We start from the raw sequence: 13,826 nt of genomic DNA, 5'->3' as shown, positions 1-13,826 counted from the left end.
TGCGCGCCCGATGACCGGCTCCGCGAAGCAATCCATTCATCTGCTTGTGGCGCTATGGATTGCTTCGTCGCCTACGCTCCTCGCAATGACGCCGTAACTCAGAACGACAATGACGAGACCACCCGGACCTTCTGGGCCGGATCGAGTTTCTGCACGCCGAGCGCGACCACCCTGGCGCCCTCCTCGACCCCGCCGGAAATCACGACGGAATTGCTGTCATAGGATTTCACGATCACCGGCTTCAGCGTGATCGCGCCGGACCCGTCGACGACATAGAGCGAGGGACTGCTGCCCTGGCTGAACAATGCCGACAGCGGCAGCCTGGCGACGCGTTCGGTGGCGGCATCGGCCAGCGTCAGCGTCGCGGTCATGCCGAGCGAGACCTTGTCGTCGGCTTCGGGCAACGAGAATTTTGCCAGATAGGTCCGCGTCGCCGGGTCGGCCGAAGGCGCGATCTCGCGCAGCCTGGCGATATATTTCCTGTCCGCGTCGGACCACAGCGTCACGGTGGCCGTTCCGGCCTTGGCGCGGCCGACCAGCGTCTCGGGGATGGCGACAACGGCTTCCCGTTCGGCAAAGCGCGCGACGCGGATCGCGGTCTGGCCGGCCGCCACCACCTGGCCGGGCTCGACCAGGGTTGCGGTGACCACGCCGCGGCCGTCGGCCACCAGCGTCGCGTAGGACAGCGAGTTGCGGGTAAGTTCGACCGCGCGTTCGGCGCGATTGAGGCGCGCCCGCGCTTCGTCGGCGGCGGCGCGGCTCTGGTCCATCTGGGCCTCGGTGGTCCAGCCCTTGGCCCGTAGATCCTTGGCGCGCTGCTCAGCCGCGCTCGCCTGCGCCAGTACGCCGGTGGCGGCGCGGAACTCAGCTTCCGACTGCTCAGCCTGCAGCTTCAGGTCCACCTCGTCCAGGATCGCCAGCGGCTGACCGACCTCGACGCTCTGGCCGACTTCGACGAGGCGTTTCGCCACCTTGCCGGGAACCCGGAAGCCCATGTCGGTCTCGATCCGCGGCCTGATGGTGCCGACAAAGCTCCGCTCCGGCGCTTCCGCTGCATATTGCACCGTGGCGACCAGGACCGGACGGCCGGAGGCTGCGGTTTCAGCAGCTTTCTCGTTGCAGCCCATCAACAGGGTTGCCACCAGGGCTAGCGAGGCACCTGTCAAAAGCTTGTAATAATTGAAGAAAATAGAGCGAACGAGCATCCGGCCCTCCATCGCGAACGATACAGGGAATGATCGAGTATCGAGTGACGAATGTCAATAATCGTCAGTGATCATCAATTCGTGAACAGATGTTAAGGTTCGGAGCTGAGGGACGCCGCGTAGCGGTCAGTTCCTCCGCCAGGACCTGGTCCGCCAGTTGAAACCGCTCGAACCGGTGCAACTCCTGCTCGATGCGGCGCGTGTACTCGCTGCGCCGGCCGCGTCCTGCGCCCTTGCCGACCCAGCTCCATTTCTGCATCAGCAGTTTCCGGTCCTGGCGATCGGTCTTCAGGTCAATGGCGGCGACGATGTCTTCGCCGACCAGCACCGGCAGCGCGAAATAGCCGAACTGGCGTTTTGCGCGGGGCACATAGGCCTCGAAACGGTGACCGTAGTCGAAGAACAATTCGGTGCGCTTGCGCTGGATGATCAGGGGATCGAACGGTGAGAGGATATGAACGAGGCTCTCGCTGGCGGCGGTCTGCGTCCCCTGCTCGAGAGCCTCCGGTCGCGCCCAATGTTCCTGTTTGCCGGCGCCTTCGAGCGCGACCGGCTTGAGTTCCCCGCGCCGGACCCGCGCCTCGATCAGGCGCCGTACGGGCGCCTTGCTCGGCGCATCGAGATGGCAAACGGAATCCAGGCTGACCAGCCCCTGCGAACGCAACGCGCGCTCGAGCAGATAGGTGGTGATTTCCGCCGCCGAGGCCGGCTTCGGTGGCTGGTCCCACCCGAAATGCCGCGTCATCAGCTCATAGGTCTTGAGCATGCCGCTGCGGGCGGAAATCGTGACGTGGCCAGTATAGAAGGCGAGTTGCAGCGCCCGCTTCGAGGGTTTGCGGCTCGCCCACAAATGTTCCTTCTCGGTCAGCACGTCGTCCTCGATGTCACGGATGGTCAGCGCGCCGTCGCGCCGGAGCAGCCGCATCACCTTGCGCGTGTCCGCAGGCTTGACGGAAGCGAACCATCGGTGGCCCTCGCGCCGGTGCCGCCGCATCGCCGGAAGACAGAAACGAAGATCGTTCGTCGGCACGTAGGACAGCGCATGCGTCCAGTATTCGAACACGCTTTTGTCGACGCTCTGGGCCTGGCGCAAATCGGCGCGGGCATAGGCCGGAATGCGGCTATAGAGGATGTGATGATGGCAGCGCTCGATGACGTTGATGGTGTCGATCTGGACATAGCCGAGATGCGCGACGGCGGCGGCAACGGCCGCGGGCCCGTCGCCAAAGGGCGCCGGAATATCCAGCCGCTGGGCGCGCAGCCAGATCCGGCGCGCTTCGGCCTTGGTCAGGGGATGGGGTTTGGTGGCGCGGGACATTGCGCGGCGACGTTAGAGCGTTTCGAGCCAAGCCGAAACCGAATCGCTTGACTACCGCCTTTGACGCTCGCCGACGCTGCCGGTGGCGATCTCGGCCTCACAGGAGGCCCGGCCGCGGCCCGCCGCCTGGCATCTGTAGACGGCGCCGGTGAGGCGATCAACCAGCCAGGCGCTCTCTTCGGTCGGGCTTTCGAACCCGACATAGCGGCTGCCGATCGCCGTGATCAGCGTCGACAGCAGGATCGCCGCCGCGATCATGGCCGCGCCGACCAGCGTCGGCATTGAACTTCCGGTTCCCGTCGGCTCCGGTGGACCAGGGCGATACCCCGGATAATCGCGCTGACGCTTCACCGATTGAAACACACGCCCCGCCCGTCTCGTTGCCGCGACGACTCTTGCTACGGATTCTTTGTGAGCGAAATTGCTTAACTATCCATCTAGCCGATTTGTTGTCGAGAGATCGGCGTCGACGCGGCATCGGGACAACCATCGTTGCGCGGATGGGCAGATACGGAACGCGGCCAGGGTCCGCCAAGACGAAGATTGTTGCCGACGCGATGGTGAGTTTCCGGCTAGGTTGCCTGGGCGGAAAGCGGCTTGCGCCGCGCCTCCGTTCCCGGGGCGCCCTAGTGTGATTTACATCACATTTAGTCCTTTGAACCCATCCTATGTTCGCAGTATCAAAACGTCATGCACGCCCCGTACGCAGGCGTTAACCGTAAGGACAGGACAATGACCCGCTATCTGCTTTCGATCGTGACCCTCAGCGCCGCGCTGTCGATGACGGCGGGCCTCGCCATCGCCGGCGACACCGTCTCGGCCGACAAGATTCTCGGCGCGTTGAAGCCAAAGCCGCTGACCCGCGGCCTCTCGGCCGGTGCGCCGCAGGTGGACGCCGCGGCGCAGGCCAAGGAAATCAGCTTCGTGAACACGCTCCGCAACCGCTCCACGCGCTCGCTATCGCTCGGCGAACGCCAGGAGATCGCGGAACTGGCCGCGACCAAGCCGAAGATCGATCTTGAAATTCGTTTCGACTACAACTCCGCCGAGATCAGCAAGAGCTCGGTCGCGGCGGTCGAGGAACTCGGCAAGGCGCTCTCTCACGCCGACCTGAAGGGATCGACCTTCGTGGTCGCCGGTCATACCGACGCGATCGGCAGCGAGGCCTACAACCAGGACCTCAGCGAGCGGCGCGCCGACACCATCAAGAAGTACCTTAACGAGAAGTATGGCATCGCCGGCGCCGACCTCGTGACCGTCGGTTATGGCGAGAGCAAGCCGAAGGATGCGAGTGCGCCGACCGATCCGGCCAACCGCCGCGTTCAGGTCGTCAACATGGACACCAAGACCGCCTCGAAGTGAGGATTGAAATCTGGTCCGCCTGCCGCGCGCGGCAGGCGGATTTGACGCGCCCGGGATCGACACGCCCGCAGGACCGGCGTCACGCCAACGGCAATGCTACCTGCCCCTGAAGTCAGGCTTGCGCTTTTCGCTGAACGCCTTGACGCCTTCCTTGAGGTCTTCGCTATCGCGCACCGGATCGAGCAGCCGGCGCACTTCGGCGACCGTCTCCAGCGGGCCCTTCGGCATGGCGTCGCGGGCCAGCTTCTTCAGCGCCTGCACCACCAGCGGCGCCGCGGCAGCGACTTTCGCGGCCATCGCCTGGGCGAGCGCGACATGCTGGCCTTTCGGCGCGATCTTGTTGACGAAGCCGATCTGGTAGGCGCGCTCCGCCGACATTTCCTCGCCGACCAGAAGAAACTCCATGGCGATCTTGTGCGGCATGCGCGCCAAAACGGACGAGACGCCGCCGCCGGTGGTCCCCACCTTGACCTCGGGATAGCTGAATCGCGTCGTCTCCGACGCCACGCACATGTCGGCCATCTGAACCAGCACGAAGCCGCCGCCGACCACCCAGCCGGAGGTCGCGGCAATCACCGGCTTGTCCAGTTCAACGCCCAATCCCGGAACGGCATGCCACATGTCCGCCGGGAAATCCCTGACATCGGCGCCGACCGAAAAATACGCCTCCTCGGAGGACGCAAGCACCGCGACGCGATCGTCGCTGTCGCGGAAACGCCGCCACGCCTGGCGCAGCTCGCTGCACAGCGCGGGATTTAGCGCGTTGTGCGCGGATTCGCGCGCCATCGTGATGGTAGCGACGTGGCCTGTACTTTCGTAGCGAACGAGCGTCATGGGGTAACCTTATGCGAAAGCGACGCGCGCGATCCGTTACTTGTTCTCTGCGGGATCGCGATGCACCGGATCGACCCAAAGCACGGTCTCCGGCTTCTCCACCGGCTCGATGTCGAGATTGATCGCCACCGCCTCACCGTCACTGCGCACCAGAACGCATTCCAGCACCTCGTCGCGGCTGGCGTTGATCTCCTGATGCGGCACGTAGGGCGGAACGAAGATGAAGTCGCCGGGCCCGGCCTCGGCGGTGAATTGCAACTGATCGCCCCAACGCATCCGCGCCCTGCCCTTCACGACATAGATGACGCTTTCGAGATGGCCATGATGGTGCGCGCCGGTCTTGGCGTCGGGCCGGATGGTGACCGTGCCTGCCCACAATTTCTGCGCGCCGACGCGGGCGAAATTAATCGCGGCCTTGCGGTCCATGCCTGCAGTGGAGGGTACGTTTGGATCAAGCTGGCTGCCGGAGATGACGCGAACGCCATCATGCTTCCAGCGCTCAGCCTCGCCGTGACCGTGGGTATGATTGTGGTCGTGGTTGCCGCTCATATCGCTGCCTCTGCGGAACATGGTTCGCAGACGGTACATAATACCGTGACTGCAGACCAGCCCAATCAGGGGAACATTCAGGCCCCCGAGCGATTGACCTTGCGAAGTTCACTCGAACAGGAGAACGGACATGAGCGGCACCACCGACAAGATCAAGGGAACGGCCAACGAGGCCATCGGCAAGGCCAAGCAGAGCATCGGCGAAGCCACCGGCTCGGAGCAGCTCCAGGGCGAAGGCGCGATCCAGGAAGTCAAGGGCAAGGGCCAGAACGCGATGGGCGACGCCAAGAACGCCACCAAGGACGCCGTCGACAGCGCGGCGGACGCGGTGAAGAGGAAGCTCTGATCCTTGCGCATCTAACATGAAAAGACCGGCCATCCGGCCGGTCTTTTTTTGCGTGCATGAGACCTTTACTTCACCTACTTCACCGCCAGCAATTCGACGTCGAACATCAGCGTGGCGTTCGGCGGAATAAGCCCGCCGGCGCCGCGCGCGCCGTAGCCGAGCGCGGGCGGAATGATGAGGGTGCGCTTGCCGCCGACCTTCATCGAGGCGACGCCTTCGTCCCAGCCGGCGATCACCTGACGTTGCCCGATCCGGAATTCGAACGGTTCGTTGCGATCGACGGATGAGTCGAACTTCTTGCCTTTCTGACCGTTCTCATAGAGCCATCCGGTGTAGTGCATGACGCAGGTCTGGCCGGACTTCGGCGAGGCGCCAGAACCTTCCTTGCTGTCCGTGATCTGCAAACCTGAAGCCGTGGTCATGGGTTTTCCTGCAGTTTGAGCCGATGCCGTCAGCGACATGGCGATCGGTGTTGAAACCGCCGCCACCGCGGCGGCAAGCGCGGTCTGGATGATGGAGCGTCGAGATCGCATCTGCTTGCACCTGTGGCTAAGGATTGGCGTGTGCGGATTTCCTGACCAGGCCCCGCGCGAAAACGCTGTAGCCCAGCCGACCAGTTTCCCAAAGCGATTATTTCGGCGTTGAGCCCGCGTCCTCGGCCGGCTTGACCGCGGCTTCGCGCTTCCAAACCCGTAGTTGGCCCAGGCTTTCGACCAGACCTGTCGCGTCCTTGGCACTGGAAAGCATAATGAAGCCTTCATCCATATCCTGCGCGGCAATGCCCCACTTCTCCAACAACGGCAGCGCCGCCTCGACGTAGCCGATGAACTTGCAGTGGGCGAAGGCATCGGCGACAAAATCGCGTGCGGACGCCTCACCCAGCAGTTTTCTTGCGCCATCAACCGACGGCACCAGCGCGACCGCGTCATAGAGCACCGACGGCCCGCCGTCGATCATCTGGTCGGCGGCGACAGGCTTGCCGTCGCCGAGCATGACGCCTCCGATCTTCGGAGCAATCAACTCGAAAGTGGCCCCAGCCTTGGAAACCGCGGCTTGAACCGCTTTCAGCACACCCGCGTCCGTACCGTCAGTGACGAGAATACCGAGCTTGCGTCCCTCGAAGCGATGCGGTCCGTTGTTGACGATGCTGAGCGCCGGCGAGGCATCGAGATCCTGCCGCGTCGGCATCGCGGCTTGAGCGGGCTTCGGCATCGTCTTCAGCCCCAACCCGTCGCCGACTTTGGCCGCAAGACGGTCGTCGATATTGAGGAGATGGGCCACGACCCGTTCGCGTATCACCGGCGTCTGTACCTTGCTGAGTTCGAAGGTCAGCGCCGCGGCGATGTGCTGCTGCTCGATCTCGGACTGGCTGATGAAGAACTGCCGCGCCTGGCTGTAGTGGTCGGCAAAGCTCTCAGGCCGAAGCCGGCGTTTGGGGCCCTGCTCGACGTCGGCAAAAGAAGTGAAGCCGCGTTCGGGAGATTCGCGCGGCCCCTCGCCGAAGGAATTGGGCTGGTAATTGGCGCGTCCCACGGGGTTGCGCATCGCCATGTGGCCGTCCTGCTGGAAATGATGCATCGGGCATTTCGGCGCATTGATCGGGATATGGGTAAAGTTGGGGCCTCCAAGCCGCTTCAGCTGGGTGTCGAGGTAAGAGAAATTTCTGCCCTGCAGCAGCGGATCGTTGGAAAAATCGATTCCGGGCGGCACGTTCTGTGTCATGAAGGCAACCTGCTCGGTCTCGGCAAAGAAATTGTCCGGCATGCGATCGAGAACCAGCCGTCCCACCGGAACCGGCGGCAGCATTTCTTCCGGGATCAGCTTGGTGGGATCGAGAACGTCGAAATCAAACCTGTCGGCGAATGCTTCGTCGAACAGTTGCAGCTGCAGCTCCCACTCGGGATAGCTGCCGCTCTTGATCGCGGTCCAGAGATCGCGGCGGTGAAAGTCGGGATCGGCGCCGTTGATCTTGACGGCTTCGTTCCAGGCCACGGACTGCAATCCGAGCTTCGGCTTCCAATGAAACTTGACGAAGGTGGATTCCTGCCTGGCGTTCACCAGGCGGAACGTATGCACGCCGAAGCCTTCCATGAAGCGGAGCGAGCGCGGGATAGCGCGGTCCGACATCACCCACATGATCATGTGCATGCTCTCGGGCGTCAGGCTGATGAAGTCCCAGAAGTTATCGTGCGCCGACTGCGCCTGCGGGAAAGCGCAATCCGGCTCCTCCTTCACGGCGTGAACAAGATCGGGAAACTTGATGGCGTCCTGGATGAAGAAGACAGGGATGTTGTTGCCGACAAGGTCCCAGTTGCCCTCCCTCGTATAAAGCTTGACCGCGAAGCCGCGCACGTCGCGCGCCAGATCGACCGACCCCTTGCTCCCGGCCACCGTCGAGAACCGCACGAAAGCAGGCGTGCGCTCGCCGACGCGCTGAAACAGGTCGGCGCGGGTGTATTTCGACAGTGATTTGTAATTCTCGAAGAAACCGTGCGCGCCATAACCACGCGCATGCACCACCCGTTCCGGGATGCGCTCGTGGTCGAAGTGGAAGATCTTCTCGCGAAAATGGAAATCCTCGATCAAGGTCGGGCCGCGCGGGCCGACCTTGAGCGTGTTCTGGTCGTCGGACACGGGAACGCCCTGCGCCGTGGTCAGCACCGGAATGGCGCCATCGGCCAGCTGGTGCAGTTCCCCTCCCTCGCCGCGGTTGAGTTTCTGGTCGTGAATGGCGACCGATGAGGTTCCGGAGCCGCGGCGGGGTGATTTCGACATGGAAATTCCTGTGAATAGCTGACGCCAGCTTCAATGCTGTGCGATGGCCGAGGTTCCCGGACGCCAATTGCCTCAAGCCGCGTGTTCGCCGCCGTCGCGGTCGAGCGCGAAATCCTGCAGCAGAGAGGAAGTGCGACCGGCGATGAGATCGCCGAGCAGTTGCGCGGCCATGAAGCTGAACGTGATGCCGTTGCCACCATAGCCGTAGGCGGCGTAAACTCCTTGCCTGGCCGGGACGGGACCGATCAAGGGCAGCCCGTCGGCGGTGGTGTCGAACGTTCCTGCCCAGCGGAACTCGATCTCCCGATCGGCCCGAGGCCACAGCGCGGCAAGCTTTTGCGACAGGGCGCGCGACTTTTGCGGTATCAATCGGTCGCGGGCTTCCGGTTCGACGTCCTGTTCGCTGTCTTCCCCGCCAATGATGATCCGTCCGGCACGCGTTGACCGGGCATAGAGATAGTCCTTGCTGTCTTCCCAGATCAGGGCTTCATCCCTCCAGATGTTCTGCGGCTGCGGCGTCGTCGCCACCGCCCAGCTCGACGACACCTTGTGAACGGTGGAGTGAACGAAATCGGGAATGACATAGCCGGTGGCGAGCACCACCGACCGCGCCTCGATTTCGCGGCCGTTTCGCAGTTGAGCGATCACCGAGCGGCCGGAGGCATCGAAATCAACCGTTTCCGCCTCGAACAGGCGCGCGCCGCGGGAAGTCGCTATCCGCAATAGACCGCGTGCCAGCTGCAATGGATCGGCATCCGCAGCGCCCGGCGAAACGAGCGCCCCGGCGCGGGCGATGCCATACGCATCCAGCAGTTGGCCGTGATCGAGAAATTCACCCGGCAGGCCGGCTCTTGCCCGCAGACGATGCTCCTCCAGCAAGTCGCGCGCAGTCTCGCCAGCCGCCAGATACAGCGACTCTTTCTCTCGCATGTCGCATTCCAGGCCGAGCTGCCGAACCAGCGAGGTCAACCCGCCGACCGCGGCGAAGCTCGCGCGGTACGCCCGCGAAGCCCGCTCAAAACCATAGATCTGCGTCAGTTCGGTCAGCGGCCGGTCGATCTCCCACAGCAGCATCGCGGTGCTCGCCGCCGTACTGCCGCGGCCCGGAAGCTCGCGGTCGATGATAACGACATCAAGGCCCTGCCGCGTCAGGCGTTCGGCCACCAGCGCGCCCGTGATCCCCGCCCCGACCACCAGCGCGTCGCATTTGAGGCTTTCCGGGACAAGCGGTCGCGGCGGCGCCGCTGATTTCACGAACCAGGGCGAAATCCCGCCGCGAAGATCGGCCTGTATCGTGTCGTCTGCATGAATATTGATGATAACCCCCCGGACGAAGCCTGGCTTCAATGCGCCGGTTTCAAGCGTCTATGTTTCGATTTTCTCCAACCGGACCGGCAGCTTGCGGATGCGCTGACCGGTGGCGTTGAAGATCGCGTTGCATACCGCCGCGTTGGTGCCGACATTGCCCAGTTCGCCGATACCCTTCACACCCGCAGGATTGATCTGGTCGTCCTGTTCCGACAGCATGATGACCTCCACGCTCGGCGTGTCGGCGTTCACCGGCACCAGATAGTCGGCCAGATTGTCATTGACATAGCGCGCATATCGCTCGTCGATCTCGGTACCCTCATGCAGCGCCGATGAGACGCCCCAGATCAGGCCGCCGAGGAGCTGGCTGCGCGCGGTGCGCGGATTCATGATGCGACCTCCGGCAAAGACACCGAGCACGCGCGGGACCCGGACCTCATGCGTCCATCGGTTGATGCGGATCTCGACAAACTCCGCGCCGAACGCGTAGGCGATCTTGTCCTTCATGTCGGACCCGCCAACCATCCGCACCTGCCCCTTATGCATGGCGCGGAACGAATCCGGCGGTGCACCTTCCGGCTTCCATTCGCCGTATTCCTCAACCAGGCTGACGCCGAGGGCGTCGAATGACTTTTCGAGGTCCAGCGGCTGGTTGCTCCTCGCGGCCTGGGTGATAGGGGTCTGGCCCACACCGACGGTCTCCTTGGCCCTGTCGATCAGGCTTGCGCCGGGCATGACCGCCTTGAACAGCTTTTGCCTGATCTGGTCACAGACCATTATCACCGCCGAGCAAGTGCTTGCCGTGGAGGTCGACCCGCCCGCGACAGGCGCGGGCGGCAGGTCGCTGTCGCCAATGAAGACCGAGACCTTGTCCACCGGCACGTCGAGGCGCTCCGCCGCCGCCTGCGCGATCACTGTGTAGGCGCCGTTGCCGATCTCATGCCCGGCGATTTCGACCCGGACACGGCCATCGCGACGCAGCTGCACGCGCGCTGCGGAGGGCGCCATATGGGTGGGATAGCAGGTGGCGGCGCAGCCTAACCCGACCAGCCAGTCGCCATCCAACGTCGATTTCGGCTCGCTCTTGCGACCGGCCCAGCCGAACGCCTTGGCTCCCTCGTCGAAACACTGCATCATCGCGCGCGAGGTGTAGGGCTTTCCGCCGATCGGCTCCTTCGCCGCGTCGTTGATCCGACGGAGCTCGATCGGATCGATCCGGAGCTGGTGCGCCAGCTCATCCATCGCGCTCTCGAGCGCAAAGAGGTATGGCACCTCCGCCGGCGAACGCATGAAACCGGGCGTGTTGCGGTCAGCGCGGACGATGGAGACCAGGCTTTCCACGTTGGGGCAATCATAGAGGCGGGTGGTCGTCGCGGTTCCACCCACGGCATAGGCGTCGGCGCGAGAAGAAATTTCCCAGCCCTCGTGGCGTAATGCGACGAGCTTGCCGTTCTTGCTGGCGCCAAGCTCAACACGATGCTGCGTCTCGGCGCGATAGGTTGCGATGTTGAAACCCTGGTCGCGCGTCGCCACAAGTTTGACCGGACGGCGGAGCCGCCGGGCCAGACTGGCGATGATTGCAGTCCTCGGCGTCATCGAGCCCTTGCAGCCGAACGCGCCGCCGACATAGGAATTGATAACGCGCACCCGGTCAGGATCGATGCCGAGCTGCGTTGCGACCCCATGCTTTAAGCCGTGCACAAACTGGCTCGGCTCGTAGATGGTCAGGCTGTCGCCGTGCCAGACGCAGCTGGTTGCAAACAACTCCAGCGGATTGTGATGCTGCGGCGGCGTCTCATATTCCGCGCTCAATCGGACCTCGGCGCCTTCAAACGCCTTTGGGAAATCCCCAACCTTGGCGTCCTCGGTGAACTGCGCGACTTGTCCCTTTGCAGGAGCCGTGGTGGTGCCGGGAGAGTCAAAGCCCGACGTGGGCGCCGCCGCGGTGTAGGTCGCCTTGACCCGATACGAAGCCTCGCGAGCGGCCTCGAAGGTTTCGGCCAGCACGATGGCGATGATCTGGCCTTCCTCCGAAATCTCGTTCGAACTGAGCGGTTGAATTGTCGTCGAGGCATAGCCGCCGTTGCTGAAAAGTTTTGCCTTCTCCAGTTTTTCGGAGTTCTCATGCGTGAAGACGTCAATAACGCCTCGCACGCCCTTGGCGTCGGCCACATTGATCGTGTCAATCCGCCCTTTTGCAATCGAGCTGGTGACAAGATAGGCGAAGGCCGGGTTCACCAGCGGCATATCGGCGGCGTACTCCGCCTTCCCCGTCACTTTCGCGCGAGCGTCGTAGCGCGGGATTGGCTGGCCCATATTGGCCTTCGGCTCCGGTGCAGCGGTCGTCATGGTCAAATCTCCATCGAAGCGGCTTGAAGCAGCGCGCGGACGATCACGCGTTTTCCGAGATCGATCTTGAATTCATTGTGGCGTCTGCCACGCGCGCCAGAAAAAGCGGCTTCGGCGACGCGCCGCGCGATCTGCTCATCGAACGGCCTTCCCTTCAGCAGTGCTTCAGCCTCGCGGACACGCCATGGGACCGTCGCTACACCGCCGACCGCCACCCGTGCGCCACGCACCGTGCCGGACTGAACGTCCAGCGCGACCGCTGCGGAGGCGAGCGCAAACTCGTAAGACTGCCTGTCGCGGGCTTTCATATAGACCGACCGCGGCCAAGCGCCCTGTACCGCAAAACCGGAAATCAGCTCTCCCGGCGCAAGCGTCGTCTCGATCTGGGGCGAGTTGCCGGGCGCCTTGTGCAGTTCGGCAAAAGCAATAGACCGGGGCCCCGAGCGCCCGACGATTTCCACGGTCGCATCGAGCGCAATCATGGCTTGCGCGAAGTCGCCGGGATAGGTCGCGATGCATTGATCGGACGTCCCCAACACGGCGTGGGTACGGTTGACACCGTCCATCGCCGCGCATCCCGAGCCGGGGTTGCGCTTGTTGCAGGCTTCGTAGCTGGTGTCGCGAAAATACGAGCAGCGGGTCCGCTGCATCACGTTACCGCCCAGTGTCGCCATGTTGCGCAACTGAGCGCTGGCGGCCAATTTCAGGGTATCGGCAATCACCGGATAGTTCTTCTGCACTCCCGGGTTGTCCGCCACGTCCGACATCAGCGCCATCGAGCCGAGCCGCAGACTGCCATTCCCGAGATCGACCGCCGACCAAGCCGACGCCAGCGGGTTGATATCGACCAGCGTGCGCGGACGCATCACATCAAGTTTCATCAGGTCGATCAGCGTGGTGCCACCGGCCAGCGCCTGCGACTCGGCTTCGACCAGGGGATTGTTGGCCGTTGCCGAGGACCCGAGCGCCTGCAGCGCTGCGGACGGATCGTTCGCACGAAAATATGTGAATGGCCGCATGCGGCTAACCTTTCCGACGTTCTGATTGCATGGCAGGCGCTGCCTGTTTCACTGCGGCGACGATGTTAGGGTAGGCTGCGCAACGGCAAATATTGCCGCTCATATATTCGCGGATCTCCTCGTCGCTGTTGGCATGCCCCTCACGCACGCAGGCGACCGCCGACATGATCTGTCCGGGCGTGCAATAGCCGCACTGAAATGCGTCCTGATCGATGAAGGCCTGCTGCATCGGGTGCAACTCGTTTCCGTTGGCAAGACCTTCGATGGTGGTAATCTCCTTTTCCTGCGCGACCAGCGCGAGGGTAAGGCACGACAGCACCCGCCTGCCCTCCACCAATACCGTGCACGCGCCGCACTGGCCGTGGTCGCAGCCCTTCTTGCTTCCGGTCAACAGGACGCGTTCCCGCAAGGCATCCAGCAGGGTTGTACGCGCATCTATGCTGAGTGATTTGCTTTCACCATTGACGCGCAGCGTGACGCTGACGGGCGACAGCGGGTCCTGAACGCCTGCGGCCGGGTTCGCCGCGGGAACCGCCGCCTTTGCGGTGATCGGCAGCATCGCTGTACCCGCGGCTGCCGTCATGAAACTTCGTCGATCAAAACCGGATGAAGAAGGGTTGTCGCTCATGAACGGGCTCCGCCGCGATAACGAAGCGCTCCGATGCGCCCGCTTGCCTAACAGCGGCGACAACGTCTTGTTCCTCGGCCATATGCAATGCGTCGTGAGCTACGGCGCCGGCTCATGATGTCGGACCAGGCAG

At 63.4% G+C, this 13,826-nt stretch carries 13 protein-coding genes; 2 read left to right on the top strand and 11 right to left on the bottom strand.

The window, feature by feature from the left end:
* Positions 1–98 precede the first annotated feature (98 nt).
* From Q0D31_RS11450 to Q0D31_RS11440, 3 genes are all read right to left on the bottom strand, one after another.
* Positions 99–1,205: an efflux RND transporter periplasmic adaptor subunit gene (locus tag Q0D31_RS11450; RefSeq protein WP_291850116.1), complete on the bottom strand. Its 1,107-nt coding sequence runs from the start codon at positions 1,203–1,205 to the stop codon at positions 99–101.
* Between the two features lie 64 nt (positions 1,206–1,269).
* Positions 1,270–2,523, bottom strand: a complete 1,254-nt coding sequence (locus Q0D31_RS11445; RefSeq protein ID WP_291850112.1) for a crosslink repair DNA glycosylase YcaQ family protein — start codon at positions 2,521–2,523, stop codon at positions 1,270–1,272.
* A 51-nt stretch (positions 2,524–2,574) separates the two neighbouring features.
* On the bottom strand, positions 2,575–2,805 hold the full coding sequence (locus tag Q0D31_RS11440) for a hypothetical protein (protein WP_291850109.1): 231 nt from the start codon (positions 2,803–2,805) through the stop codon (positions 2,575–2,577).
* Between the two features lie 450 nt (positions 2,806–3,255).
* On the opposite strand from Q0D31_RS11440, the gene Q0D31_RS11435 reads away from it, so the two are divergent.
* On the top strand, positions 3,256–3,885 hold the full coding sequence (locus tag Q0D31_RS11435; RefSeq protein WP_291850105.1) for an OmpA family protein: 630 nt from the start codon (positions 3,256–3,258) through the stop codon (positions 3,883–3,885).
* Between the two features lie 96 nt (positions 3,886–3,981).
* Here the strand turns inward: Q0D31_RS11435 and Q0D31_RS11430 are convergent, their stop codons facing one another.
* Complete coding sequence (locus tag Q0D31_RS11430; protein WP_291850102.1) at positions 3,982–4,719, bottom strand: enoyl-CoA hydratase/isomerase family protein; 738 nt, start codon at positions 4,717–4,719, stop codon at positions 3,982–3,984.
* 36 nt (positions 4,720–4,755) lie between these two features.
* Complete coding sequence (locus Q0D31_RS11425) at positions 4,756–5,268, bottom strand: cupin domain-containing protein (RefSeq protein ID WP_291850099.1); 513 nt, start codon at positions 5,266–5,268, stop codon at positions 4,756–4,758.
* 130 nt (positions 5,269–5,398) lie between these two features.
* On the opposite strand from Q0D31_RS11425, the gene Q0D31_RS11420 reads away from it, so the two are divergent.
* Positions 5,399–5,614, top strand: a complete 216-nt coding sequence (locus tag Q0D31_RS11420) for a CsbD family protein (RefSeq protein ID WP_291850095.1) — start codon at positions 5,399–5,401, stop codon at positions 5,612–5,614.
* A 74-nt stretch (positions 5,615–5,688) separates the two neighbouring features.
* Here Q0D31_RS11420 and Q0D31_RS11415 read toward each other — a convergent pair whose 3' ends face one another.
* The 6 genes from Q0D31_RS11415 to Q0D31_RS11390 all read right to left on the bottom strand — a co-directional run bounded on the left by Q0D31_RS11415 (position 5,689) and on the right by Q0D31_RS11390 (position 13,693).
* Positions 5,689–6,147, bottom strand: coding sequence for an FKBP-type peptidyl-prolyl cis-trans isomerase (locus Q0D31_RS11415; protein ID WP_291850092.1), 459 nt, complete (start codon positions 6,145–6,147; stop codon positions 5,689–5,691).
* Positions 6,148–6,244: 97 nt separating this feature from the next.
* The gene (locus Q0D31_RS11410; protein WP_291850089.1) at positions 6,245–8,389 is read right to left on the bottom strand and encodes a catalase; all 2,145 of its coding nucleotides are present in this window, start codon (positions 8,387–8,389) and stop codon (positions 6,245–6,247) included.
* Between the two features lie 72 nt (positions 8,390–8,461).
* Positions 8,462–9,643 carry an FAD-dependent oxidoreductase gene (locus tag Q0D31_RS11405; RefSeq protein WP_291850086.1) on the bottom strand — a complete coding sequence of 394 codons (1,182 nt, stop codon included), beginning with the start codon at positions 9,641–9,643 and terminating at the stop codon, positions 8,462–8,464.
* Between the two features lie 111 nt (positions 9,644–9,754).
* Positions 9,755–12,046, bottom strand: a complete 2,292-nt coding sequence (locus Q0D31_RS11400; protein WP_291850083.1) for a xanthine dehydrogenase family protein molybdopterin-binding subunit — start codon at positions 12,044–12,046, stop codon at positions 9,755–9,757.
* Positions 12,047–12,048: 2 nt separating this feature from the next.
* The gene (locus Q0D31_RS11395) at positions 12,049–13,065 is read right to left on the bottom strand and encodes a xanthine dehydrogenase family protein subunit M (protein ID WP_291850080.1); all 1,017 of its coding nucleotides are present in this window, start codon (positions 13,063–13,065) and stop codon (positions 12,049–12,051) included.
* A gap of 4 nt (positions 13,066–13,069) precedes the next feature.
* A complete protein-coding gene (locus tag Q0D31_RS11390; RefSeq protein WP_291850077.1) occupies positions 13,070–13,693 on the bottom strand; it encodes a (2Fe-2S)-binding protein in 624 nt (207 codons plus the stop codon).
* Between the last annotated feature and the right edge of the window lie 133 nt (positions 13,694–13,826).

Source organism: Bradyrhizobium sp., assembly GCF_022844465.1.
GTDB lineage: Bacteria > Pseudomonadota > Alphaproteobacteria > Rhizobiales > Xanthobacteraceae > Bradyrhizobium.
This window is presented reverse-complemented; position numbering and strand designations above follow the sequence as displayed.